19 protein-coding genes are annotated in these 26477 nt (G+C 72.2%); 14 read left to right on the top strand and 5 right to left on the bottom strand.

Annotated elements, in window-relative coordinates; all coding sequences use genetic code 11:
* Window positions 1-427: 427 nt before the first annotated feature.
* Both DC008_RS00510 and DC008_RS00505 read left to right on the top strand, forming a co-directional pair.
* Complete coding sequence (locus tag DC008_RS00510; protein ID WP_108705174.1) at window positions 428-907, top strand: cation:proton antiporter regulatory subunit; 480 nt, start codon at window positions 428-430, stop codon at window positions 905-907.
* Window positions 908-910: 3 nt separating this feature from the next.
* Window positions 911-2152, top strand: coding sequence for a cation:proton antiporter (locus tag DC008_RS00505; RefSeq protein WP_108705173.1), 1242 nt, complete (start codon window positions 911-913; stop codon window positions 2150-2152).
* Window positions 2153-2619: 467 nt separating this feature from the next.
* On the opposite strand, the gene adhE is transcribed toward DC008_RS00505, so the two are convergent.
* From adhE to ppdK, 4 genes are all read right to left on the bottom strand, one after another.
* The gene (adhE, locus tag DC008_RS00500) at window positions 2620-5262 is read right to left on the bottom strand and encodes a bifunctional acetaldehyde-CoA/alcohol dehydrogenase (protein ID WP_108705172.1); all 2643 of its coding nucleotides are present in this window, start codon (window positions 5260-5262) and stop codon (window positions 2620-2622) included.
* 222 nt (window positions 5263-5484) lie between these two features.
* Window positions 5485-6129, bottom strand: a complete 645-nt coding sequence (locus DC008_RS00495; protein WP_164492239.1) for a CBS domain-containing protein — start codon at window positions 6127-6129, stop codon at window positions 5485-5487.
* Window positions 6130-6279: 150 nt separating this feature from the next.
* Window positions 6280-6660, bottom strand: coding sequence for a hypothetical protein (locus tag DC008_RS00490; protein WP_108705171.1), 381 nt, complete (start codon window positions 6658-6660; stop codon window positions 6280-6282).
* 140 nt (window positions 6661-6800) lie between these two features.
* A complete protein-coding gene (ppdK, locus tag DC008_RS00485) occupies window positions 6801-9503 on the bottom strand; it encodes a pyruvate, phosphate dikinase (RefSeq protein ID WP_108705170.1) in 2703 nt (900 codons plus the stop codon).
* A 232-nt stretch (window positions 9504-9735) separates the two neighbouring features.
* Here ppdK and DC008_RS00480 point away from each other — a divergent pair, with 232 nt between their 5' ends.
* The 7 genes from DC008_RS00480 to DC008_RS00450 all read left to right on the top strand — a co-directional run bounded on the left by DC008_RS00480 (window position 9736) and on the right by DC008_RS00450 (window position 18661).
* On the top strand, window positions 9736-10668 hold the full coding sequence (locus DC008_RS00480) for a universal stress protein (protein WP_108705169.1): 933 nt from the start codon (window positions 9736-9738) through the stop codon (window positions 10666-10668).
* A 142-nt stretch (window positions 10669-10810) separates the two neighbouring features.
* A complete protein-coding gene (pflB, locus tag DC008_RS00475) occupies window positions 10811-13069 on the top strand; it encodes a formate C-acetyltransferase (protein WP_108705168.1) in 2259 nt (752 codons plus the stop codon).
* A 17-nt stretch (window positions 13070-13086) separates the two neighbouring features.
* Window positions 13087-13827, top strand: a complete 741-nt coding sequence (gene pflA, locus DC008_RS00470) for a pyruvate formate-lyase-activating protein (protein ID WP_108710491.1) — start codon at window positions 13087-13089, stop codon at window positions 13825-13827.
* A gap of 93 nt (window positions 13828-13920) precedes the next feature.
* Entirely contained in the window at window positions 13921-14616 is a 696-nt protein-coding gene (locus tag DC008_RS00465; RefSeq protein ID WP_108705167.1) for a response regulator, read from the top strand.
* A gap of 165 nt (window positions 14617-14781) precedes the next feature.
* Entirely contained in the window at window positions 14782-15807 is a 1026-nt protein-coding gene (gene gap, locus DC008_RS00460; protein WP_108705166.1) for a type I glyceraldehyde-3-phosphate dehydrogenase, read from the top strand.
* 121 nt (window positions 15808-15928) lie between these two features.
* A complete protein-coding gene (locus DC008_RS00455) occupies window positions 15929-17686 on the top strand; it encodes a GAF domain-containing sensor histidine kinase (RefSeq protein ID WP_108705165.1) in 1758 nt (585 codons plus the stop codon).
* Window positions 17687-17992: 306 nt separating this feature from the next.
* The gene (locus DC008_RS00450) at window positions 17993-18661 is read left to right on the top strand and encodes an OsmC family protein (protein ID WP_244221303.1); all 669 of its coding nucleotides are present in this window, start codon (window positions 17993-17995) and stop codon (window positions 18659-18661) included.
* A gap of 96 nt (window positions 18662-18757) precedes the next feature.
* On the opposite strand, the gene DC008_RS00445 is transcribed toward DC008_RS00450, so the two are convergent.
* On the bottom strand, window positions 18758-19735 hold the full coding sequence (locus DC008_RS00445) for an Acg family FMN-binding oxidoreductase (RefSeq protein WP_208645787.1): 978 nt from the start codon (window positions 19733-19735) through the stop codon (window positions 18758-18760).
* A gap of 270 nt (window positions 19736-20005) precedes the next feature.
* Between DC008_RS00445 and DC008_RS00440 the strand changes: the two genes are divergently transcribed.
* From DC008_RS00440 to DC008_RS00420, 5 genes are all read left to right on the top strand, one after another.
* Window positions 20006-20632, top strand: a complete 627-nt coding sequence (locus tag DC008_RS00440) for a hypothetical protein (protein ID WP_108705163.1) — start codon at window positions 20006-20008, stop codon at window positions 20630-20632.
* A gap of 152 nt (window positions 20633-20784) precedes the next feature.
* Window positions 20785-21690, top strand: coding sequence for a universal stress protein (locus tag DC008_RS00435; protein WP_108705162.1), 906 nt, complete (start codon window positions 20785-20787; stop codon window positions 21688-21690).
* 41 nt (window positions 21691-21731) lie between these two features.
* Entirely contained in the window at window positions 21732-22754 is a 1023-nt protein-coding gene (adhP, locus tag DC008_RS00430; RefSeq protein WP_108705161.1) for an alcohol dehydrogenase AdhP, read from the top strand.
* Window positions 22755-22759: 5 nt separating this feature from the next.
* Complete coding sequence (locus tag DC008_RS00425) at window positions 22760-23623, top strand: universal stress protein (protein ID WP_108705160.1); 864 nt, start codon at window positions 22760-22762, stop codon at window positions 23621-23623.
* 149 nt (window positions 23624-23772) lie between these two features.
* A complete protein-coding gene (locus DC008_RS00420; RefSeq protein ID WP_108705159.1) occupies window positions 23773-26469 on the top strand; it encodes a bifunctional acetate--CoA ligase family protein/GNAT family N-acetyltransferase in 2697 nt (898 codons plus the stop codon).
* Window positions 26470-26477 lie beyond the last annotated feature (8 nt).

The following is a 26477-nucleotide window of genomic DNA, read 5'->3' as shown; positions in this document are numbered from 1 at the left end:
CGCTGGGGCTTGTGTCTTCGCGTCGGCGCGGGTGCTGATGGGGTTCGGCCGTGGTGTCGGCGGGTGACGCGCTGGGTCTGGGCCGGTGGTGCGCCAGGCTCCCGGTCGTCCGCGACCACACGTGGCTGCGCTGAACACAGCTGGTGGGGCGGGACCCCAAGGACCCGCCCCACCAGCACGTCCTCCGGCCTGCCGGTGTTCCGCGCGGGCCGTCCCCCGTCGCGCCCGGCCGTGATGACGGAGCAGAGCGTCGAGGGCCCCGGGCACGCACCAGAGCAGGACCGTGGGCCGTCTGGAAGGCAGGCCGGGGCAGCGCGCCCGGTCTCCTTCAGCACGTGCCCCGAAGCAGGACGGCTTCGGCCGGCGACGCGGGTGGTCGCCGATGGGCGGACAGAACATGTTCGTCACAGCGAGGAAGGGGACACGTATGGACGTCAACGAGGTGCTGCTGCCCGGTGTGGGACTGCGCTACGAGTTCGTGAACCACGAGGGCGACCGGATCGGTGTCGTCGCCCAGCGCTCGGGGGCGTTCGAGGTGGTGGTCTACCCGCGGGACGACCCCGACGAGGCCCAAGCGGTGCTGCGGCTCACCGGGGAGGAGGCGGACGCTCTCGCCGAGATCCTCGGCGCCCCGCGCATCGCCGAGCGCTTCGCCGACTTGACGCGTGAAGTCCCCGGCCTCGACGCCGAACGGGTGGAGGTCGGCACCGGCAGCCCGTGCGCCGGACGGCCACTGGGCGAAACCCGGGCCCGAACCCGTACCGGTGCCTCGATCGTGGCCGTGGTCCGCGGTGAGGACGTCGTCGCCTCACCCGGACCTGCCCAGCACCTGCACGTAGGAGACGTGCTCGTCGTGATCGGCACGCGTGAGGGCATCACTGGCGTGCAACGCATCATCCAAGGCTGAGCCGTGCACACCCCTGTAGCCCTGCTGCTGGAACTGGGCATCATCCTGACCGCGTTGAGTCTGATCGCTGCGGGCGCCAGACGCTTCGCCCTGACGCCCGTACCGCTGTACCTGGTGGCGGGGCTCGCCGTGGGCGACGGAGGCATCGCGCCGGTCCCGGCGGCCCGCGAGTTCGTCGACACCGGCGCCGCGATCGGACTGATCCTGCTGCTGCTGACCCTCGGCCTGGATTTCACCGCCCGAGAGTTCACGGCCAGTCTGCGCCGTCACCGGTCGTCCGCGCTCGTGGACCTCGTTCTCAACGCCATCCCCGGCGCCGTGGCCGGATGGCTGTTCGGTCTCGATGCCGCAGGTGTCCTGGCCCTGTCCGGTGCGACCTACGTATCGTCCTCCGGCATCATCGCCCGCCTTCTCGGCGATCTGCGCCGGCTCGGCAACCGTGAGACGCCCGCGGTGTTGTCGGTGCTGGTGCTGGAGGACTTCGCCATGGCCGCCTACCTCCCTCTCCTCGCGGTCGTCACCGCCGGCGGCAGCTGGTGGGAAGCGTTGTTCGCCGTAGTCGTGGCCACCGCGGTGGTAGGAGCGGCGGTAGGCGCGTCGAGCCGCTGGGGACATCACGTCGGTCGAGTTCTGTCTCCGGCCGACGCCGAGCAAGTACTGCTCAGGTTGCTCGGGTTCACCCTGGTCATCGCCGCGCTGGCCGAGATGGTCCACGTCTCCGCCGCGGTCGGGGCCTTCCTGGTCGGGCTCACCCTGACCGGCGCCGCCGCCGAGCGGGCCCGGACCGTACTGGGCCCGCTGCGCGACCTGTTCGCCGCGGTGTTCTTCCTCGCTCTGGGCATGTCGGCCGACCCAGGGCATCTGCTGCCCGCGCTGCCGGCCGCCGCGGTCCTGGCCCTCATCACCGCGATCACCAAGGTGGCCACGGGGTGGTATGCCGCAGGCCGGGAAGGAGCGGGCCGCCGGGGCAGACTGAGAGCCGGATCCGCGCTCGTCGCCCGCGGTGAGTTCTCGGTCGTCGTCATCGGACTGGCCGCTACCGCGCAGGACCGCCTCGCGGCCCTGGTGACCTGCTACGTGATCCTTCTGGCAGTGTGCGGTCCCGTCCTCACCCGCCTGGCACCGACCCGTGGCCTGCCCTCGCGCAGGGCGTCCGAACGGGCGCCGGGCATGCTCGACAAGCCCCGGCCCTCCACAGCCGCATCTGCACCGGACCCGGCGGGCAGTGGGACCCGCTCCGGCTGACGTTCCCGGCCGCAGGGCCGCAGGCAGGGCAACTGGCGACCTGGCCGAGGTGGCCGACCGGACGTTGGGACGGCTGACGGGAACCCGAGGGGCCCGGACCGCGGAGGCCGGATCCGCAGTCCGGGTCCTGCTGCGTCCGCTCCCTGGGCGAGTGGGTGGCGCCCGCGAAGAACTGCCCGCCGTCAGCGACCTGTAGAGCTCGGAGGCGTCCGCCAGCCCGGTGCGGCGCACGATGTGGCGTGAGCGGTCGCTGCCGGAGACGAGCCGCAGCCTGCCGTGCCCCTCACGGACCCGGGCGCGGCCCCGCACAGCGCTCGGCGCGGGGCGGTCCAGGAAGCGCACAGGAAGGAGGTGATCGCGGTGAGGGCATGCGGTGAGACCTCTCGGTACGTCGGCCCCGCCGGACATGGCGAAGCCGCCGTGCGGAAGCTGTCGGCTCCCGCGCGGCAGCCCCCGGCACTGCCTCTTCAGCCGTGGTACGCCATGCGCATGAGCTCCTGCATGTCGTCGAGCATCGGCATGCGCGGGTTGGCCGGCGCGCACTGGTCCTCGTAGGCGTTGAGGGCCTGCTGAGGCAGGGCGTCGAGGAAGGCGCGCTCGTCGACGCCGAGGGCCTGGAACGTCGGCTCGATACCGACGGCGGCGCGCAGACGCTCGACGGCCGCGGCGAGGGATTCCACGCCCTCGGCCGCGGTGGCCGCGGGGAGTCCGAGGGCGCGGGCGATGTCCTGGAAGCGTTCGGGGGCACGGTAGTTCTCGTACTTGGGCCAGCCGGTCAGCTTGGTCGGGACGGTGCCGTTGTAACGGATGACATGCGGCAGCAGGACCGCGTTGGTGCGCCCGTGCGCGATGTGGAACGTGGCGCCGAGAGTGTGCGACATGGCGTGGACGATGCCGAGGAAGGCGTTGCCGAAGGCCATGCCCGCGATGGTGCCGGCGTTGTGCATCTTCTCCCGGGCCTCCGCAGCGTCCGCACGGTCGTTCACGGCCGCCCCGAGATGGCCGAAGACCAGGCGGATGGCGTGCAGGGCGAGGCCGTCGGTGAAGTCGTTGGCGTAGACGGACACGTACGCCTCGATGGCGTGGGTGAGAGCGTCGAAGCCGCTGTCGGCGGCGAGCGCCGGGGGCAACGCGGTCGTGAGGAGGGGGTCGATGATCGCGACGCTGGGGGTGAGGGCGTAGTCGGCGAGCGGGTACTTCTTGCCGGTCGCGGGGTCGGAGATGACGGCGAACGGGGTGACCTCGGCGCCGGTGCCGGAGGTGGTGGGCACGCAGACCAGGCGGGCCTGCTTGCCGAGAGTGGGGAAGCGGAAGGCGCGCTTGCGGATGTCGGAGAACTTCTGCCGCATGTCCGCGAAGTCGATGCCGGGCTGCTCGTACAGCAGCCACATGACCTTGGCGGCGTCCATGGGGGAGCCACCGCCGAGCGCGATGATCGTGTCGGGGCGGAAGTCCCGCATGAGCTCGGCGCCGTGCTGGACGGAGTCGATGCTGGGTTCGGGCCGGACGTTGTCGATGATCTGGAGGGTGACCGGTTCCCGGCGCCGTTGCAGGACGCGACTGATCCGGTCGACGAATCCGAGCCGGGTCATGGTCGCGTCGGTGACGATGGTGACGCGACGGACGTCCGGCATGGAGGTCAGGTAGCGGATGGCCTGCGGCTCGAAGTAGATCTTCGGCGGGACCTTGAACCACTGCAGGTTGTTGCGGCGGGTGGAGACCCGCTTGACGTTGAGGAGCTGGGCGGCGGAGACGTTGTTGGACACCGAGGTGCTGCCCCAGGAGCCGCACCCCAGCGTGAGCGAGGGCAGCAGACCGTTGTAGATGCCGCCGATCGCGCCCTGTGAGGACGGCGAGTTGACGATGATCCGTACGGTCTTCATCCGCATGCCGTACGCCTCCGCGACGGCCGGGTCCTCGGTGTGGATGACGGCGCTGTGGCCCTGACCGTGGAAGGCGACCATGTCGGCGGCGAGGTCGAAGCCGTGGCGCTCGTCCTCGGCGCGCAGTACGGCGAGGACCGGGCAGAGCTTCTCCCGGGTCAACGGCTCGGCCGGGCCGACCCGTTCGGCCTCGACCAGGATGACCGAGGTGTCCGCCGGCACCGAGAATCCGGCCCGCGCGGCGATCCACGCCGGGCTCTGCCCGACGGCTGCCGCGTTGACCTTGGGTTCACAGCCGGCGCCCGAACCACCGGCGGCGGGGAACAGGAAGGTCTCCAGCTTCGCCTTCTCCTCAGCGGTGGCCAGATGGGCGTGCAGGGCGCGGAATTCGGTGATCGCGGCGTCGTAGATCTCCGTGTCCAGGACGACGGCCTGCTCGGAGGCGCAGATCATGCCGTTGTCGAACGACTTGGACAGCACCAGGTCGTTGACGGCCCGGCGCAGCTTGGCGCTGCGGTGGACGTAGGCCGGGACGTTGCCGGCACCGACCCCGAGGGCCGGCTTGCCGGCCGAGTAGGCGGCCTTGACCATGGCGTTGCCGCCGGTGGCGAGGATCAGCGAGACGCCCGGGTGATGCATGAGCGTGCGGGTGGCCTCGACGGACGGGGCCTCGATCCACTGCACGCAGTGCTCCGGTGCTCCGGCGGCGACGGCCGCGTCCCGCACGACCCGGGCCGCTTCGGAACTGCACCGCTGGGCGGACGGGTGGAACGCGAAGATCACCGGATTGCGGGTCTTCAGCGCCATCAGTGCCTTGAAGATCGTGGTCGAGGTCGGGTTGGTGACGGGGGTGACCGCGGCCACCACGCCCACCGGTTCCGCGATCTCGACCATGTCCTCGATGTCGTCCCGGCCGATGACCCCGACCGTCTTCGTGTGTCCCATGCTGTGCGTGACGTGCTCGCACGCGAACATGTTCTTGGCGGCCTTGTCCTCGAAGACCCCGCGCCCCGTCTCCTCGACCGCGAGGCGGGCCAGGGCTGTGTGCTGGTCCAGGGCGGCGACCGACGCCTTCTTGACGATGTGGTCGACCTGTTCCTGGGTGAGGGCCTCGTAGTCGGCGAGTGCCTTGAGTCCTGCCGTGACCAGACGGTCCACGGCGACCGCGGTGTCGGACGGGGCGTCGGTCCGGACGCGGTCCTCGTTCCGTGTGTCCTGTCGGGCCATGGTGGTGTGCCTCCGTTGTCAGGTCCGCCGTGCTGATGCGGCGGCTCGGGACGGGAGGACACCGCGGGGGACCGGCGCCCCTCCCTGACTCAACTCTCCAGCGGCCCCCCGGTGCCGTGGCAGGCACCGAAGGGCCCCTCTCGCGTCCGTCCGGCCCGGCTCGGCAGGGACCGTCGGTCCCGGCGCCGCCGACCAGTCGCACGGCAGCGCCGGCCGCTGAGGTCACGGGCTCCCGGTCCGGTGGAACGCGGCGGGTGTCTCGAGGTCGTCGACGCGGAAGCCCAAGGCGTTCACCACGCCGACCACGCCGTCGAGCCGCCAGACGGCGTGCACGAGCTCGGGCACCTGGCTACGCGCCTCCACCCGGCCGTCGAGGGTGACGACGCCGTCGCGGACCGAGACGCGGACCGCGTCGGGCGGCAGGTTCGGCGAGGTCATGACGATCTCCTCGGTCACCTGGCGGCGGATGTCGTCGTCCGCTCGTAGGAAGACCCGTAGCAGGTCGCGGCGGGTGGCGATACCGATGAGGCGGTCTGCCTCGTCGACCACGGGCAGTCGCTCGACGCCGCGGCGCTCCATCAGCCGGGCGGCGTCCGGCACGGTCTGCTCGGGGTGCACGGTGATCGCGGGGCTCGACATCACGTCGCCCGCCGTCACGGCGGGTGGTGCGGGGCCGTCCCGGTGTGCCTGTTCGCGTACGAGGTCGCTGCCGGACAGGACGCCGAGAACCTTGTCGTCGGCGTCGATCACCGGCAGCCCGCTGATCCGGTGGTGGTCGAGCAGCCGGACGACCTCCTTGAACGGTGTCGTCCGGCGGGCGTGGACGACGTCCGTGGTCATTACCTCGCCGACGATGTGAGCGGTCATGGCGGATCTCCTTCACGAGCGCGGCAGGGGGACACCCGGAGCCGGGGGCGGCTCCGGTTCCCCGCCGGGTCGGGCGGGCGCCGTGCGGCGCCTAGGGGCCTTTCGTTTGGATCAGACCCCGCGAGCCCGGTCCGATCCAAACGAAAGGCCCTAGTTCTGCGGGCCGCCGCGCCACGGCGGCGGCGCGGCCGTCCGGCGGGTGGTGTCGCTTCGGTGGGTGACGTGTTCGGTGGCGGAGCGCAGCCGATCGTGGAGCCGGTCGGCGAGTTCGCGGGCGCTCGCCTCGCGTGCGTGGACGACGACGAGGTTGCTGCCTACCCGGATGTCGGTGCGCCCGGACCAGGGCAGTTCGACGTGATGGGCCGATGCCCGCCGTACGCGCACCTCACCGTTCACGGGCGGCAGGCCGGGCCGGTCCAACGCGGCGGCGACCTTCTCGCGGAGGTAGGCGAGAGATTCCTCGTCCACCTCGCCCTCGGCGCGGACCAGCACGGCGGCGGTCCCACGGGCACCGATGTCCTTGGCGGTCATGTGCTCCACTCCCTGTGATCGCTCGTTCTGCGTCGCCTCAAGCCTGCTGCGCCGGTCGCTCCCGTCACAGAGGCGACCGGCCCCGGAGGGAGGAGCGGCCGGTCCCTGGCATGAGGGCCGAGCGGCCCCGCCCCCGCGGTTCACCTGCTGTCGTTCCCCTCGGTTGCGTCCAGCGCGGCCCGCCCCGCCTCCAGTCGTGCCACCGGCACCCGGAACGGCGAGCAGGAGACGTAGTCCAGTCCGGCGGTGTGGAAGAAGTGCACCGATTCGGGGTCGCCGCCGTGCTCACCGCACACTCCGATCTTGAGGTCCGGGCGGGTGGCGCGGCCCTCGGCGACCGCGATGCCCACCAGCCGGCCGACCCCCTCGCGGTCGATCGCCTCGAAGGGTGACGTGGAGAAGACGCCCTTGTCGAGGTAGGCGGAGAAGAACTCCGCCTCGACGTCGTCGCGAGAGAAACCCCAGGTCGTCTGTGTCAGGTCATTGGTGCCGAAGGAGAAGAACTCGGCTTCCTCGGCGATCCGGCCCGCCGTCAGGGCGGCCCTGGGCAACTCGATCATGGTGCCGACCGGGCAGTCCAGGACGACTCCGGCCTCCCGTGAGACCTGGGCCAGCACCCGCTGGACCTCCGCGCGCACGAGGCGCAGTTCACGGACGTCACCGACGAGCGGGACCATGATCTCCGCCTGGGGCGCGCCACCGGCCGACAGGCGCTCGGTCACGGCCTCACCGATCGCCCGGACCTGCATGGTGACCAGGCCGGGCACGACCAGCCCCAGACGTACGCCGCGCAGCCCGAGCATCGGGTTCTCCTCGTGCATGCGGTTCACCGCGCCGAGCAGTTCGACGTCGTGCGCGTCCGGCTCCTCGCCACGGGCCTGAGCCGTGGCGATCCGCACCGCCAGCTCGGTGTGGTCGGGCAGGAACTCGTGCAGTGGCGGGTCCAGCAGCCGGATGGTGACCGGCAGACCGTCCATGGCCTCCAGGATGCCGACGAAGTCCCGCCGTTGAAGCGGCAGGAGGTCCGCCAGGGCCCGGTCGCGCTCGGCGTCCGTGTCGGCCAGGATCATCTGCTCGACCAGCTTGCGGCGTTCACCGAGGAACATGTGCTCGGTGCGGCACAGGCCGATGCCCTGCGCCCCGAACCGGCGGGCCCGGACGGCGTCCTCCGGGGTGTCGGCGTTGGCCCGTACCTCCAGCCGCCGCACGGTGTCGGCGCGGGCAAGCGCCCGGGCCACCGCGTCGACCACGTCCACGCCCTGTGAGCCACCGCCGCCCCGGCCGTCCTCGAGATACCGGATCACCGCCGAGTCCACGAGCGGCACCGAACCCGGGTACACCGCTCCGGCGGAGCCGTCCACCGAGACGACGGTGCCCTCCTCGACCACGGTTCCGTCCGCGGCGGTGAAGAGCCCGGCCTGGGTGTCCACGGTGAGTTCCTCGGCGCCGCACACGCAGACCTTGCCCATGCCGCGGGCGACGACGGCCGCGTGGCTGGTCTTGCCGCCCCGGCTGGTAAGGACCGCCTGAGCGGCGATCATGCCGGGCAGGTCGTCCGGGGTGGTCTCCTGGCGGACCAGGATCACCTTCTCGCCGGCCGCGGCGCGGCGTACCGCCTGGGCGGAGTCGAAGACGACGGTCCCGACCGCCGCGCCGGGAGAGGCCGGGACGCCGTGGGCGAGGGCGGTCCCGGTCGAGGAGTTGTCGAAGCGGGGGAACATCAGCCGGGCCAGGCCCTCGCCGCTCACCCGGGCCAGCGCCTCGTCCGGTGTGATGAGCCCCGCGTCGGCCAGCTCGGCGGCGATGACGAAGGCGGCCTCGGCGGTGCGCTTGCCGACGCGGGTCTGGAGCATCCACAGGGTGCCGCGTTCGATGGTGAACTCGATGTCGCACAGATCCCGGTAGTGGCTCTCCAGGGTGCGCATGTGCGTGCGCAGCCCGTCGAAGGAGGCGGCGTCCAGGCGCTCCAGCTCGGCCAGCGGCACGGTGTTGCGGATGCCGGCGACCACGTCCTCGCCCTGCGCGTCGGGTAGGTAGTCCCCGTACAGGCCGGAGCGGCCGGTGGCCGGGTCGCGGGTGAAGGCGACGCCGCTGCCGGAGTCGGCCCCGAGGTTGCCGAAGACCATGCGCTGGACGTTGACGGCGGTACCCAGGTCGTCGGCGATGTGCTCGCGGCGCCGGTACAGGCGGGCGCGTTCGCCGTTCCAGGACTCGAAGACGGCCAGGACCGCCCGGCGCAACTGCTCGGCGGGAGACTGGGGGAAGTGGTCACCTGTCTCCAGGAGGATCAGCTTCTTGTACGTCTCCACCAGCTCGTCCAGGTCGCGCGCCGTCAGGTGCACGTCGTCCTGGACGCCGCGCAGGTCCTTGAGGAGGGCGAGAGCCTCCTCGAAGCGGGAGGAGTCGACGCCCATGACGGTGCTGCCGAACATCTGGACGAGGCGGCGATAGGAGTCCCAGGCGAAGCGTTCGCTGCCGGAAACCTCGGCCAGCCCCAGGACGGAATCGTCGTTGAGGCCGATGTCGAGGATCGTCTCCATCATGCCGGGCATGGAGAACTTCGCGCCGGAGCGGACGGACAGCAGCAGCGGGTCGTCCGGCTGTCCCAGCGAACGGCCGGTGGAGGCCTCGAGAGCGGACAGGTGCGCGGAGACCTCCCCCCACAGGCCCGCGGGTTCGCTGCCCGTCTCCAGGAAGGCGCGGCACGCCTCGGTGGTGAGGGTGAATCCCGGCGGTACGGGGAGCCCGAGCCGGGTCATCTCCGCCAGGTTCGAGCCCTTGCCGCCGAGGAGATCGGCCATGTCACGGCCGCCCTCGGTGAAGTCGTACACGTAACGGACCATGACGCTGCGCTCCTCGAGCGTTGGGGGCGTGACGACCTCAGCGTCGGACGGGGATCGGGCCCGGCACGAGGTGCCGGCCGTCCCGGGTGAGGGACCGGTCGGCCCCGGTGCGCCCTGGTGGTTCCGGAGGGACCATCGGCGCCCTGCCGGGGCTGTACGGCCCGTGGACCACCGGCACGGCCGGGCCGAGGCTCGAAGCCGTCGTATCGAACGATCAGGGAGGGGACACGTCATGGCGCACGACATCGTGGTGGGGGTCGACGGATCGCCCGAGGGACTCGCCGCCGCGCACTGGGCGGCACGGGAGGCCGAGCGGCGAGGAACCGGACTCGCTGTGGTCCACGTCTGGCACCGCCACCCCCACCCCCCGCCGTACATCCCCCTGGACAGCACCGAGCGCGACTGGGCCGAGCAGCTCCTGGGCGAGGCTGTACGCAGTGTCCGGACCGCCCACCCGGGCCTGCGGATCACCGACCGGCTCGTGTGCGACGCCACGGTGGCCGGCATGCTGAAGGCCGCGGCCGACGCCGACCTGCTGGTCCTCGGTTCCCGCGGCCTCGGAGCCGTGGGCGGCTTCCTCACGGGCTCCGTCTCCCAGCGAGTCGTCGGCCGGTCCACCCGCCCGGTCGCACTGGTCCGCGCGGGACGGTCCGCCGCCGACGAGCACCTGCCTGCCACGGACGGCGTCGCCCCGGAGGAGATACCGGGGACGCCCTACCGCCACGTGGTCCTCGGGCTGCGGACGGACCGTCCCTGTGACGAACTGATCGAGTTCGCCTTCGACGCCGCCCGCCGGCGTGGCACCGGCCTGTCGGTGGTCCACGCTTTCCGGCCCGCGCCCGTTCCGTCCGTGCCCCTGGTGTCCGCGGCCCCGGAAGGCCCGGCTCCCGTGCCCCGGCCGCCGGCCCAGGAGCTGGCGGACCAGGAGCGCACCGTGGCGGCGGTGCTGCGTCCCTGGCGGGAGAAGTACCCGACCGTCCGCGTGACCGAGACGGTCACCGAGGGGCGCGCCGCGGTGGTCCTGGTGCGGGCCGCCCGGGCCGCGGGCCTGCTGGTGGTGGGACGCCGCGGGGTCGATCACCACGTCGGTGCCGTTCCGGGGCCTGTCACGCACGCCGTCCTGCACCACGTCGGATGTGCCGTCGCCGTGGTTCCCCACGGCTGACACCACGGCCGCCGGTCGGGGCCGAAGGTCCCGGCCGGTCGGGGCCGCACGGAGCCGCCCGGTGCCCTGTCCGGCACTCCTCGCCGCGGACCCCCACGACGAGCATCGACAGTGACAAGACCGTCCGACGAGAGGACCCGTGATGACCGCGACGGTGACAGCCGGCCCCCGGACCGCCGATGCCTGGCGGGAGTTCACCGGGAGCGGATGGCGTGAGCGCATCGACGTGCGCGACTTCATCCAGGCCAACTACACCCCCTACGAGGGTGACGCCTCCTTCCTGGCCGGCCCCACGAACCGCACCCGCGCGGTCTGGGAGAAGGTCAGCGCGCTGTTCCCCGAGGAGCGGCGCAGGGGCGTGCTCGACGTGGACGCGGCCACCCCCTCCACCATCACCTCGCACGCCCCCGGCTACATCGACCGCGACCGCGAGCTGATCGTCGGCCTGCAGACCGACGCCCCGCTGAAGCGGGCGATCATGCCCAACGGCGGCCTGCGCATGGTGGAGAACGGGCTGAGGGCGTACGGCTACGAGCCCGCCCCCTTCGTCACGAGGGTGTTCGACACCTACCGCAAGACCCACAACGCGGGTGTCTTCGACGCCTACACCCCGGCGATGCGCGCCGCGCGCAAGGTCGGAATCATCACCGGTCTGCCGGACGCCTACGGCCGTGGCCGGATCATCGGCGACTATCGCCGTGTCGCCCTGTACGGCACCGACCGGCTCGTCGAGGCCAAGCGCGCGGAGCGCGCCCTGCTGGACGCCCGACCGTCCACCGCCGACGTCGTCCGCGACCGCGAGGAACTCGCCGAGCAGATCCGGGCGCTGGGCGAGCTGGCCGCCATGGCAGCGACCTACGGATGCGACGTCACCCGGCCCGCGGCCACCGCGCACGAGGCCGTCCAGTGGCTCTACCTCGGCTTCCTCGCCGCGGTGAAGGAGCAGAACGGTGCGGCCATGTCGCTGGGGCGCACGTCCACCTTCCTGGACGTCTACCTCCAGCGCGACATCGACGACGGCAGCATCGACGAGACACGTGCCCAGGAGCTGATCGACGACTTCGTCATCAAGCTCCGCATCGTGCGCTTCCTGCGCACCCCCGAGTACGACGCCCTGTTCTCCGGTGACCCGACCTGGGTGACGGAGTCCATCGGCGGCGTAGGCGCAGACGGCCGCCCGCTGGTCACCCGCACCTCCTTCCGGTTCCTGCAGACCCTCTACAACCTCGGCCCCGCCCCGGAGCCGAACCTGACCGTCCTGTGGTCGCCCCGCCTGCCGGCCGGCTTCAAGGAGTTCTGCGCCCAGGTGTCCATCGACACCAGCGCCGTCCAGTACGAGTCCGACGACCTGATGCGGCCGCGCACCGGGGACGACACCGCCATCGCGTGCTGCGTCTCCGCGATGGCGGTGGGCAAGCAGATGCAGTTCTTCGGCGCGCGCGTCAACCTCGCCAAGGCGCTGCTCTACGCCGTCAACGGCGGCCGGGACGAGATGACCGGCGATCAGATCACCCCGGAGATGCCCCCGCTGTCCGGCGAGTACCTGGACTACGACGAACTGGCGGCCGCCTACGACCGAGTCCTGGACTGGCTGGCCCAGACCTACGTCGACGCACTCAACGTCATCCACTACATGCACGACAAGTACGCCTACGAGCGCATCGAGATGGCCCTGCACGACCACCCGGTGCACCGGTTCATGGCGTGCGGCATCGCCGGTCTGTCCGTCGCCGTGGACAGCCTCTCCGCCGTCAAGCACGCCCGCGTGAAGGTCATCCGTGACGCGACCGGACTGGCCGTGGACTTCCACACCGAGGGCGACTTCCCGACGTACGGCAACAACGACGACCGCGCCGACGCGATCGCCGTCGACCTCGTGGAGTCGTTCATGGCGAAGGTGCGCGAGCACCCCACCTACCGCGACGCCGAGCACACGCAGTCGGTGCTGACCATCACCTCCAACGTGGTGTACGGCAAGCACACCGGCAACACCCCCGACGGCCGCCGCGCCGGCCTGCCCTTCGCCCCCGGCGCCAACCCGATGAACGGCCGCGACAAGCACGGCGTGGCCGCGTCCGCCCTCTCGGTCGCCAAGCTGCCCTACGAGGCGGCACGTGACGGTATCTCCCTGACCACCACCATCACCCCGGAGGGACTCGGCCACGTCCCCGAGGAGCGAGCCGGTCACCTGGTGGGCATCCTCGACGCCTACATGTCCGCGGGCGGCTTCCACATGAACGTCAACGTGCTGGACCGCGCCGTACTGGAGGACGCCATGGAACACCCGGAGAAGTACCCGGAGCTGACGATCCGGGTCTCCGGCTACGCCGTGAACTTCGTCCGCCTGACCCGCGAGCAGCAGCTCGACGTGATCAGCCGCACCTTCCACGGATCGCTGTGAGCATCGTGCCCCCCACCATGGCACCGGGATCGGTCACCGGCCGGATCCACTCCTGGGACCTGTCCACCGGCGTGGACGGTCCCGGGACCCGGTTCGTCCTCTTCAGCAGCGGTTGCCCCCTGCGCTGCCTCTACTGCGCCAACCCCGACACCTGGCACATGCGAGACGGCCGGGAGGCCACCGTCGACGAGGTGATGACGCAGATCGAGAAGTACCGGGACTTCCTCGTCACGGCCGGCGGGGGAGTGACCCTCACCGGCGGCGAACCCCTGCTCCAACCCGCCTTCACCGCAGCGGTCCTGCGCCGCTGCAAGGAGGCCGGCCTGCACACCGCCCTCGACACCTCCGGCTTCCTCGGCGCCCGCGCCTCCGACGCCCTCCTCGCCGACACCGACCTGGTGCTGCTGGACATCAAATCCTTCGACGTGGCGACGTACCGGAAGCTGACCGGCGGCGCCCTCGCCCCCACCCTGAACTTCGCCACCCGTCTCAACGGGCTGGGCCGGCGCGTGTGGATCAGGTACGTCCTGGTGCCCGGGTGGACCGACGACGAGGACGCCGTCGAGGGACTCGCCGGATTCCTCGCCGGCCTCGCCTGCGTGGAGCGGGTCGACATCCTGCCGTTCCACAAGCTCGGCGCCGCCAAGTACGACGCCCTGGACATCCCGTTCCCCCTGCGTGACACCCCGGTCCCCGATGAGGCGCTGGTGGACCGGGTACGGGGCCAGTTCCGCCGGCGCGGCCTCAAGGCACACTGACACAGGCGAAATCGGGGCCGACCGGCCCTGGACCTCGGCCATTCCGGGAAGAAAGGATTCCGACACAGACCGAGGCATGGCGAGGAGCATTCGATGGCGCACAACGAGCAGGGTGACCGCACGGGAAACCCGATCCGGGTCTTCCTCCTGGACGATCACGAAGTGGTACGACGCGGGGTGCACGACCTGCTGGACGACGAACCGGACATCACCGTCGTCGGAGAAGCCGCCACGGTGGAACAGGCGCTGATCCGGGTCCCCGCCCTGCGCCCCGACGTGGCCGTCCTCGACGTGCGCCTGCCCGACGGAGACGGCGTGACCGTCTGCCGCGAGCTGCGGTCGCAGATGCCGGACCTGGCCTGCCTGATGCTGACCTCCTTCGACGACGAGGAGGCGCTGCTGGACTCGATCATGGCGGGCGCGGCGGGATACGTCCTGAAGCAGATCCAGGGGTCGGACCTCGTCTCCGCCGTGCGCACGGTCGCCCGCGGCCAGTCGCTGCTGGACGCCAGCGCCACGACCAAGCTGATGGCTCGGCTGCGGGGCGGGCAGCAGCCGGCCGAGGAGCCGGAGGTGCTTCCGGGTCTCAGCGACCGGGAACGCGAGATCCTGGACCTGATCGGCGAAGGGCTGACCAACCGGCAGATCGGACAGCGGCTCTACCTGGCCGAGAAGACGGTCAAGAACCACATCTCCCGCCTGCTCGCCAAGCTCGGCGTGGAACGCCGTGTCCAGGCCGCCGTCATCGCCACCCAGGCACGGGACCGGATGCGTACCGAAGGCCACTAGCGGGACGGGCCCGCCGGCCGGCCACGCACCCGGTCCCGCGGGGGCCGAAGGTCCCCACGGTCCGCCCCCGCCCGGCCCATACCCGCACGGGCAACCGGGCGGCAGGCTGAGGAAGGTCCCGGGACACCGCCGGGCATCGCCGCAGCAAGGGGAGGACGAGAAGACATGACCGTGCGAGTGGGCATCAACGGCTTCGGACGCATCGGACGGAACTACCTGCGCTGCGTACTGGAACGCACCGGCGCCGCGGCAGCACCGCTGGAGGTGGTGGCGGTCAACGACGTCACCTCCCCGGCAGCGCTCGCGCACCTGCTGGCGTACGACTCGACGTACGGACGGCTGAACCGCCCCGTCGAGCACGACGACACCTCACTGACCGTGGACGGGCACCGCATCGCGGTGACCGCCGAGCGTGACCCGGCCGCGCTGGACTGGGGCGGCCTCGGAGTGGACGTGGTGATCGAGTCCACGGGCCGCTTCCGCACACGCGACCAGGCCGGCCGGCACCTGGCGGCAGGCGCGCGCAAGGTACTCCTGTCCGTGCCCGGCAAGGACGTCGACGCCACGATCGTCATGGGTGTCAACGAAGGCACGTACGACCCGGAGCACCACCACGTGATCTCCAACGCCTCGTGCACCACCAACTGCGTTGCCCCCATGGTCAAGGTCCTCGACGACCACTTCGGCGTCGTCAAGGGGCTGATGACCACGATCCACGGCTACACGAACGACCAGGTGGTCCTGGACGGCCCTCACAAGGACCTGCGACGGGGCCGCTCCGCAGCGGTCAACATCATCCCCACCACCACCGGCGCCGCCCGCGCGGTCGGCCTGGTCCTGCCCGAGCTGGCGGGCACGCTGGACGGCAGCGCCGTACGCGTGCCGGTCGAGGACGGTTCGCTGACCGACCTGACCGTGGTCCTCGAGCGGGCGGCGAGCGCCGAGGAGATCAACGCCGCCTACCGCGAGGCCGCCGAGGGACCGCTGAAGGACGTCCTACGGGTGTCCGACGCCCCGATCGTCTCCCGCGACGTGGTCGGTGACCCCGCCTCCTGCGTCCTGGACGCCCCCCTCACCCAGACCCACGGCGACCTGGTCAAGGTCTTCGGCTGGTACGACAACGAGTGGGGGTACACGAACCGTCTGCTCGACCTCACCTCGTACGTCGCGGCGCGGTTGCCGCGGAGTTGACGGTTCCGGTCAATCGGGCCCGTTGCCGAGCTGATTCCTGATCGTCTCCCTGTTCGAGCCGCTACCGTGGCAGGTGCGCGGCAGGACTGCCGCCATGCGGTGAGGCGTTGGAGGATGCACGGTGGAGAAGGCCGAGGAGGGCCGCGAGGCGCGGGTACGGCTCCCCCAATTGCGGCTGGACGAGCTGCTCGAGGAGTTGCAGGCCCGGCTGGACGCGGCGCGCGGCACCCGGGACCGGGTCCACAGCCTTCTGGAGGCCGTGCTGTCGGTCGGCCGCGAGCTCGACCTGGAGCAGGCGTTGCGCAGCATCGTCGAGGCCGCGGCGGCCCTGGTCGACGCCGAGTACGCGGCGCTCGGGGTGATCGGTCCGGACGGCAAGCGGCTGTCCGCCTTCCACACCGTGGGCGTCGACGCGGAGCAGATCGCGCGCATCGGCCCCTATCCGGAGGGCCACGGCATCCTGGGCGAGCTGATCCGCCACCCCGAGCCGCTGCGCCTGACCAAACTCTCCGACCACCCCGCCTCGTACGGGTTCCCGGCCCACCACCCGCCGATGAACACCTTCCTCGGCGTACCGATCCGGGTGCGCGACCACATCTTCGGCAACCTGTACCTGACGGAGAAGCGCGGCGGGCAGCAGTTCGACGAGGACGACGAGTCGGTGCTGGCCACGCTGGCCGTGGCGGCGGGCGTCGCCATCGACAACGCCCGTCTCTACGAGGAGTCCCGGCTGCGCGAACGCTGGCTCCAGGTGAACGCCGAGATCACCCACACCCTGATGTCCGGCGCGGACCAGGGCGGGGTGCTGCCGCTGATCGCCGAACGCGCCAGGGAGATCACCGCTTCCGCCCTGAGCGTGGTGGCCATGCCGGTGCGTGGAACCGACACCCTCGCCGTGGAACTCGCCGTCGGCCAGGAGGCCGACCTCTGGCGCGGGATCGTACTGCCCACGGAGGGCACGCTCATCGGGCAGGCGTTCGTTCAGCGAGCGCCGGTCAGCAGCCCGGACGTCTCGTCCGACTCCCGGGTCTCAGCCGGTCCGCCACGCTTCGAAGGGCTCGGACCGGCCGTCGCCGTGCCGATCGGCACGGGCGACGAGGCCCGCGGTGTGGTGCTGCTGGTCCGGCAGTCCGGCGGCCGGGAGTTCTCCGAGAAGGAGACCGAGCCGCTCCAGGTCTTCGCCGCCCAGGCCGCCGTCGCGATGGAGCTGGCACAACGACGCGAGGACGCCGAACAGATCGCCCTCCTGGAGGACCGCGACCGGATCGCCCGCGACCTGCACGACCTGGCCATCCAACGGCTTTTCGCCACCGGCATGACCCTGCAGAGCGCCGGCCGCCGCGTCCAGGACTCCCTGGCCTCCGAACGGATCCTGCGGGCCGTGGACGACCTCGATGAAACCATCAAGATCATCAGATCGACGATCTTCGGCCTCCGCTCCCGCGACGACGACGCGGCGCCCGGCCTGCGCTCCCGCGCGGTGCGCGCGATCGGCGAGGCCGCCCCGCTCCTCGGCTTCGCTCCCAGCGTCCGTATGGAGGGCCTGCTCGACACGCACGTGCCCGCTCAGACCGCCGACCATGTCATGGCCGTCCTCACCGAATCCCTGACCAACGTCGCCCGGCACGCCCGCGCCGACCGCACCGACGTCGTGCTGGAGACGGACGGCAAGCAGGTCCGCCTGACGGTCACGGACAACGGCGTCGGCATTCCGGACGGAGGCCGCCGCAGTGGTCTGACCAACATGGCCGAGCGAGCGCAGAAGCTCGGCGGCGACCTGGAGCTGGAGAGCCCCGATGGCCGGGGGACGCGGCTGGTGTGGCACGCCCCGCTGCAGCAGTCGCCGGACACGGCGGAGAGCGGCCGGTCCGCCCGGTGACACCAGGGTGCCGGCGGGCGAGCGGCACCTAGGGCCTTTCGTTTGGATCATGCCGGGCTCGCGGGCTCTGGGCTGATCCAAACGAAAGACCCTAGAGGCTCCTGCCGAACGGCGACGGCTGCACCGGGACCATCGGCCCGGCGCGCGGGTCCCCCGGCCCATGACGGCGGACCGCGACCGCGGTCGAATGGAGGTGCCGAGGCGGACGACCGGGGCCGGCCCGGCCCGCCGGTCCGGTTCGGGCGGGCGGAGCAGCCGCGTCGAGCGCTTGTGACTCGAGGGCAAGGCACCCGGCTGGAAGGCGTCATGAAGATGACCAGCCGCTGCGGACGCACCATCAACGTCACTCGACTCGCGCCCCAGGATCTCCCGGCTCCCATGGGACGCGTCGTCCTGGACACTGCCCGTGCCCCGCACGACGACCGGGCCCCGTGGCTGTCGCTGACGGCAGAGGAGGCGCGGCGCCTGGCCGCTCTGCTGGTCTTCCAGGCAGCCGCCGTGGAGCCCGCCCCAGACGGGCCGGCCGGACGCGTCGACGTAACGCCTGTCGTCGGCGACGCCTTCGAAATGCGGGTACGGGGACACGTCCTGACCGTCGACCAGCCACGGCCCGACGGTGGCAAGGACACGGCACCCACGCCCGTGGAACTCTTCGTCGCGTCCGTGGCCTCCTGCACCGCGCACTACGCGGGCCGGTACCTGGACCGGCATGGCCTCAGCCGGGACGGGCTGGCCGTCCGGGCGGACTTCCGCATGGCCGACGACCGCCCCCCACGGGTCGCCTCCCTGTCGCTGACCGTCCATACCCCCTCCCTGCCCGCGGAGCGGCTGCCCGCGCTGCGCGCGGTGGTCTCGCACTGCACGGTGAGCAACACACTGGCCGACGCTCCCGACATGCGGGTGCACGTCCGATGCGAGCCGGACCCCGCGGAGATGCCACAGGCCGTGGAACAGGGGCACGTCGACGCGGACTGACACGCGCGGCGGACGGGGGACGGAGTGCCCACGCTGAGCGACTTCGAAAGAGCGCCGCCCGGTCGCGTCGAGGACGGGACCGGGCGGCACGTGTGTTCACACGTCGGCTTCCACCACCTCCTCGACCGGGCGGCGCGGTGACGAGGGACCCTCGGGCCCGTACCCCAGCCGGATCACCATCTGTGTGTACAGGCGAGGACCGTCGGCAGACAGACCATCGAGGGCCCGGCGCAGATCGGGCCACTCCATGGCCTGGTGAAGAAGCGACGCGCGCACTCCGCAAGAGGTGGCCAGCAGAAGCACGTGTTCCAGGGCCTGGCCGGCCCGCAGCCAGTCCGCCCGCCGGTCGTGTGCCGTCGACAGCAGCGCGAGCGTCGGATGAGTCTCGAAGGCACGGGCGGGCAGCACCTCCGGGTGCCGGTGGGCCCCGAAGTCCCGCATCGGCATGCGGTCCAGCGCGTCCTGCGGGCTCACCGCCGCCGACGAAAGTCCCAGCGAGTGCGGGCCACTGACGAGTCGGCGGCTCTCGGCTGCGCGGTCGGCGTCCGCCCGGTTGCGCCCCTCCGCCTCCCGCGTGGCGCGCAACACCTGTTCGGTGTCGTCGCGCCCCGGGAAACGCAGGACAGCGCCCTCCAGATGGGCCGCTTGGGCCAGCTCGGCGAGCAGGCCCGACGGCAGCGGTCGCCCGGAGAAGGGGAGACGACTGCTGTGCCGGCGCCACAGCACCTCGTACAAGCCGGTCGACGGTGCGCCGCGCACCGACTCAGCGAGCCGGACCGTGGCGAGCAGCGTGGGACGATCCGGGCACGGAAGCAGCCGGGTCACCGGTTCCCAGCCGAAGTGAGCGGCGGCGACACGCAGATTGAGGATCGCGCAGCCCACCGACAGGTGCACGGCCCGTCCCACCGGGTCGGTGTGGCGCAGCGCCCGGTCCGCGGCGGCGTGAATGTGCACCGCGGGCGTGTCGGTATCGAGCCGGAAGCGCCAGGGCTGGGTGTTGTGCAGGGACGGCGCGGCCACAGCCGCCGCGACCAGCCGCTCCACGGCCCGGGCGTCGAGTGTCGACGAGCACATCGGGACTCCTTCCCGCCCACGTCCGAGGGACGGCTGGGCTGATGGGTGAACCCTTCCCAGGCTTCGCCCCTGCCGCCGCGCGCGTAAGGGGCCCTCTGGTCACCGCCCGACACCGTTCGGCCTTGTCGTTCCGTGGTGGCCGAAGGTCCCTGTGGATCGGGGCTGTTGAGCCTTCGGGGTGTGGACCTTCGGCGTCGGGTGCGTGGGGGTGGGGCCCGGGAGAGTGAGTGGTGTCCGGAACCAGCCGGATCTTCTGTGAAGGAGTCAGTCATGGCCGTGCACCAGTCCACGCACCGTGGTTCGGGTTTCCGTCTGCCGTCGTTCCGCCGTAACGGCGCGACCTCCGCGACGGGGGCGGCGAGTTCGCAGGCCGACGTGCTCACCGCTCGGGCTTATGTCTTCGCGTCGGCCCGGGTGCTGATGGGGTTCGTGTTCCTGTGGGCGTTCCTGGACAAGACGTTCGGGTTCGGTTACGCCACCGCGTCCGGGAAGGGCTGGGTCGACGGGGGTTCGCCGACGGAGGGGTTCCTGGGGCATGTGGCGGTCGGTCCGATGGAGTCGACGTTCCATGCGTGGGCGGGGGCGGCGTGGGCGGATGGGCTGTTCATGCTGGGTCTGCTGGGGATCGGGCTGGCGTTGACGGCGGGGGTGGCGCTGCGTCTGGCCGCTGTGGCGGGGAGCGTGATGATGGCGTTGATGTGGGTGGCGGAGTGGCCGCCGGCCAGGCATCTGTCGGACGGGTCGGCGAGCATGTCGACGAACCCGTTCGCCGACTACCACGTGGTGTACGCGGTGGTGCTGATCGTGTTGGCCGTGGTGTCGGCGGGTGACGCGCTGGGTCTGGGCCGGTGGTGGGCCAGGCTGCCGGTCGTCCGCGACCACGCGTGGCTGCGCTGAACACGACTCCTGGGGCGGGACCACTCAGGGACCCGCCCCACCAGCCTGCCGGCAGGGACCGTCGGCCCCATTCCGGGACCACAGGCCCCTGCCCCCCGGGAACGCCCGAAGAGACGCTGAGAACAGAACCGATGACACAGGAGGTGGCCGGAATGGCCCGCACGATCACCGTAGGACTCGACGGCTCGGCCGAAAGCCGGGCGGCCGCCGAGTGGGCGGCCCGCGAGGCCGCGCTGCGCCAGGTGCCGGTACGGCTGCTTCACGTGTGGCAGCCGGTCCCGGAGCCGATGGCACAGGCCCCGCTCCTCGGCGCCGAGACGCACCAGCACTGGAGCGAGCGGATCCCCCGGGACGCCGCCGAGGGCCTGCGGCTCCGGCACCCCGGCGTCGAGGTGATCACCGAACAGCGGTCCGGGGCTCCGGCGGAGGCGCTGCTCGAAGCCTCTCGGGACGCGGAACTGCTGGTGCTGGGCTCGCGTGCCCTGAGCGGCCTCACGGGCTTCCTGCTCGGGTCCGTCGGCCAGTCGGTGGTCGCACGTGCCGAGGTGCCGGTTGTTCTCGTCCGGGCCGGCGAACAGGCCGCCGACGAACACGTCAAGGACCCCGCCGGCATCCCGTCCGCCGCCACCGGCTTCCGGCCCGTCGTCCTGGGCCTCGACACCGGGAACCCCGACGACACGGTCCTCTCCTTCGCGTTCGACGAGGCCCGGCGCCGCGAGGCCACGCTCACCGTCGTCGCCGGCTGGAACCTCCCGCCGTCGTACGTCTACAGCCTGGCCGCCGGTGTCGACCCCCGCGAGGAGATGAGCCGTGAGCGGGCCGCCGCCCTCACCGAGGTGCTGCGGCCGTGGCGGGAGAAGTACCCGGACGTCGAGGTGACCGAGGCCTCCCGGCTCGGCAGCCCCGCCAACCACCTCCTCGACGCGGCCCACGAGGCGTCCCTCGTCGTCGTCGGCCGCCGCCTCCGCCGCAACCCGTTCGGCATGCACATCGGCGCCGTCGCCCATGCGGTCATGCACCACGCCACCACCCCCGTCGCCGTCGTCGCGCACGCCTGACGCGGCAGACCGAGGACAAGCACAGAAGAAGGAGCAGCACCATGAAGGCAGCGGTCGTCCGGGAGTTCGGCAAGCCCCTGGTCATCGAGGACAGGCCCGACCCGGAACCCGGCCCGGGTCAGGTGCTCGTGGCCGTCGAGGCGTCCGGGCTGTGCCACACCGACATCCACGCCGCGCACGGCGACTGGCCGGTCAAGCCCACCCCGCCGTTCGTCCCCGGGCACGAGGGCGTCGGCCTGGTCGCGAAGCTGGGCGACGGCGTCACCCACCTCGCCGTCGGACAACGCGTCGCCGTGCCCTGGCTCGGCAAGGCGTGCGGGCGGTGCGAGCACTGCCGCTCCGGCTGGGAGACCCTGTGTGAGAGCCAGATCAACACCGGGTACGGCTGCGACGGCGGGTACGCCGAGAAGATGCTGGCCTGGGCCGACTTCGCCCAGCCCGTGCCAGAAGGCGTCAGCGCCCTCGACGCCGCCCCGCTCACCTGCGCGGGCGTCACCACCTACAAGGCACTGAAGGTCGCCGGGGTCGGGCCCGCCCAGCTCGTCGCCATCTCGGGCGTGGGCGGACTCGGGCACCTCGCGGTGCAGTACGCGAAGATCGCCGGGGCACGGGTCGCCGCGATCGACGTCACCGACGACAAGCTGCAACTGGCCCGGGAGCTCGGCGCCGACATCGTCATCGACGCCCGCACCCAGGACGTCGGCGCCGAACTGAAGCGGCACGGCGGAGCCCACGCGGCCCTCGCCCTCGCGGTGAACCAGGACGCCTTCGCCGCCGTCAACTCCGGTCTGCGACGCGGAGGAAAGCTGGTCATGGTGGCCCTGCCGGCTCAGGGCACCCTCCAGGTCCCGATCTTCGACACCGTCCTCAACGGCACCTCCGTGATCGGCTCCATCGTCGGCACCCGCCAGGACCTCGCCGAGGTCTTCCAACTGCACGCCGAAGGCCGCACGAAGGTCATTCAGGAGACCCGGCCCCTGGCTGCCGTCAACGAGTGCATCGACGAGGTCCTCGGCGGACAGGTGAAGGCCCGGATCGTGTTCGATCTCACCGCGGGAGGCTGAGAACGATGCCGCTGCCCATGGTCGTCGGCGTCGACGGTTCCGAGGCGAGCCTGCGGGCCGTCGACTGGGCGGCCGACGAGGCCGTCCTGCACGGAGTACCCCTGCGGATCGTCCATGCCTACCGCTGGGACCGCTACGAGGGCGCCTCCCTGGCCCGAGAGCTCGGCAAGCCGTCCGGTCACGTCACCTCCGACGACTACCTCGTCGTCGCCACCCGCCGTGCCCGTCGTCACCACCCGGACCTCGCCGTCACCACCGCGGCGGTGGCCGAAGAACCGGAGTACGTCCTCCTTCGCGAGGCGCGCCACGCCTCCGCAGTGGTCGTGGGTTCCCGCGGGCGCGGCGAACTCGCCGACCTCCTGCTCGGCTCCGTCAGCCTGGCCGTGGCCACCACGGCGGACTGTCCGGTCATCGTGATCCGCGGGAACCACGACAACCGGGCCGCCGACAGCCGGCGTGACCGCATCGTCGTCGGCGTGGCCCACGCACCCACCGCGGCGGTGCTCTTCGCCTACGAGGAGGCCCGGCGGCGCGGCGCCGCCCTGGACGCGGTACGGGCATGGCGATGCCCCACCCACGACCCGGTCGACCACCCGCTGCTCGCCGGCACACCCGAGCGGCTGCACGAGGAACGGGCGGCCAAGGAACTGGAGGCCGCGCTCGCCGACGCTCCGGCGGACGTACGCCTGCGCCGCCACACGGCCGAGGGCCCCGCCCGCCGCGTGCTGCTGACCGCCTCGCACGAGGCGGACCTGCTGGTCGTCGGCCGACGGCGTCCCGGGCAGTTCGGGCACCGCCTCGGCCGGGTCGCCCACACACTCCTGCACCACTCCGCCTGTCCGGTCGCGGTCGTACCCGACACGGCGTGACCACCCGGAGCCGCCGCCCGGGACGACCGGCGCAAGACCGGGGGCCGACCGGCCCCGCGGGCACCCCCGGCCGGTCCCTGGGCCGCGACCGACGTCGTGACAGACGCTCGACAGGCCGAAGAACCCGAGCGGCTCGAAGGAGAACCTCCATGAAGGACGACACGCCACACCGCCCGGCGGTCCACGCACTGCTCACGGACGGCACCACCGTCCGTATCCGCGCCGTCGAGCCCGGGGACCACGACCAACTGGAGGGGCTCTACGCGGAGATGTCACCGGACAACCGCCGCCTGCGCTTCTTCTCCGCCGGCTCCCGCTCCGCAGGCATGGCCGCGGACACCGTGTGCGCGCCGCCCCGGCCCGGACACAGGGCCCTGCTCGCCGAACGCGCCGGACAGGTCATCGGCCTCGCCGAGTACCACGCCGACGACGACGCCCCGCACACCGCCGAACTCGCCGTCGCGGTCGCCGACGGCCTGCACCACCGGGGCGTCGGAACCCTGCTCGTCGAGCACCTCGTCTCGGCCGCCCGGACCGACGGCATCACCGCCTTCACCGCCGACGCCCTCAGCGACGACCACGAGGTACTGCGGCTCTTCGCCGACCTCGGTCTCGCCGCGAGCCGGCGGTTCGACGGCCCGGAGGTGCACTGCGCCATCGACCTGCACGTCGACGAGACCTACCTGGCGGCCTCGGAGGCCCGGGGACGGACCGCCGACGTGGCCAGCCTGGAGCCGCTGCTGAGGCCGCGCTCCATCGCCGTCGTCGGGGCGGGCCGCCGTCCCGGCTCGGCGGGACGCGCCCTGCTGCACCACCTCCACGAGGACGGCTTCACCGGCCGTCTGTTCGCGGTGAACCCGGCCGCCACCGCCATCCTCGGCGTACCGTCCTACCCCTCCGTCGGCGCCCTGCCCGTCGCCCCTGACCTGGTCGTCGTGGCCAGCCCTGCCCGGACCGTGCCGGCCGTCGCCGAGGAGTGCGGCAAGGCGGGCGCACGCGCCCTCGTCGTCGTCTCCGCCGGACTGGACACGGAGCAGTCCGATGCCCTGCTCACCGCCTGCCGGGCCCACGGGATGCGTCTGGTCGGCCCCAACTGCCTCGGCGTGGCCAACACCGCCCCCGGCTACCGCTTCGACGCCACCTTCGCCGCCGCACACCCCCGCGCCGGAACCGCGGGGGTCGCCGTACAGTCCGGCGGCATCGGCATCGCCTTTCTGGAGGGACTGTCCCGGCTGGGCATCGGCGTCTCCACCTTCGCCTCGCTCGGCGACAAGTACGACGTCAGCGGCAACGACATGCTCCAGTGGTGGGAGAGCGACGGCCGCACCGACCTCGCCCTGCTCCACCTGGAGTCCTTCGGCAATCCGCGGGCCTTCTCCCGCACCGCCCGGCGCGTCACCCGGCGCATGCCGGTACTGACCGTCGACGCCGGCCGTACCGACGCCGGCCGCCGCGCCGCCGCCTCGCACACCGCCGCCGCGGCCACCGGCACGATGACCCGTCAGGCCCTGTTCCACCAGGCGGGCGTCATCGCGACCCGCTCCGTCGGCGAACTGCTGGAGACGGCCGCCCTGCTGCACGCACAGCCCCTGCCGGCCGGTACCCGCGTCGCCGTGCTCACCAACGCCGGCGGCGCGGGAGTCCTGGCCGCCGACGCCTGCGCCGAAGCCGGTCTGACCCTCAACCCGCCCAGCCCCGAACTGGCCGACCGTCTGCTCGCCCTGCTGCCCGCCGGAGCGAGCGTCGGCAATCCCGTGGACGCCACCGCAGCCGTGACCGAGGACGCGCTGCGCACCTGCGTCGAGCGGCTCGCCGCCCATCCGTCCGTCGACGCGGTCCTGGTGGCCCTCGTCCCCACCGCGGTCGCCGCCGCGACGGGCGACGACCTGGGCCGGGCCCTCACCCGCGGCCCCGGCCGCCGGGCGAAGCCCGTCGTCGTCGTACGCCTGGAACAGGACGTGCCGGTCACCCTCCTGCCCGTCACCGACGGCGAGGCGATCCCCTCGTACGCCGAACCGCAGGCGGCGGCACGGGCGCTGGCCCACGCCGCCCGGCGGGCCGCCTGGCTCGCCCGGCCCGTCGGCACCGTGCCGGACGCGGACGACGTCGACACCTCCCGCGCGCACGCCCTGGCGGACGACTTCCTCGCCCGGCAGCCGGACGGAGGCTGGCTGGAGCCGCGTGCCTGCGCCGAACTCCTCTCCTGCTACGGCATCCCTCAGCAGCCCTGGGCCTGGGCCGAGACGGAGGACGACGCCGTACGCGCCGCCGAACAGCTGCGCGGCGACGACGGCCGCGTGGTCCTCAAGGCGCACTGGCCCGGACTCGTGCACAAGAGCCTCCAGCGCGCCGTCCACCTCGACCTGCGCGACGAGGCCCAGGTACGCGCGGCCTTCCAGGACCTGCGGACCCGCTTCGAAGGACTCATGACCGGAGTCGTCGTCCAGCCGCTCGCACCACGCGGCACCGAGCTGTTCGCCGGCGTCGTCCAGGACGGCGTCTTCGGCCCCCTCGTCGTCTTCGGCCTGGGAGGCACGGCGACAGAGGTGCTCGCCGACCACGCCGCCCGCCTCGCACCGCTCACCGGTCAGGACGTGCACGACCTGATCACCGCCCCGCGCTGCGCCCCCCTGCTCCTCGGCACCCAAGGAGGCGGCCCCGTCGACCTGGAGGGGCTGGAGCGGGTACTCCACCGGCTGTCCCGGATGGCCGTGGACCTGCCGCAGCTCGCCGAGGCCGATCTCAACCCGGTCCTCGCCACACCCGGCGGGATCACCGTTCTCGACGCGCGGATACGCCTGCTGCCCCGTCGGCCGCAGGACCCCTGTCTGCGCCGACTGCGCTGAGGAGGAAC

Origin of the sequence: Streptomyces nigra (assembly GCF_003074055.1) — a bacterium.
GTDB classification, from domain to species: Bacteria; Actinomycetota; Actinomycetes; order Streptomycetales; family Streptomycetaceae; genus Streptomyces; species Streptomyces nigra.
This window is presented reverse-complemented; position numbering and strand designations above follow the sequence as displayed.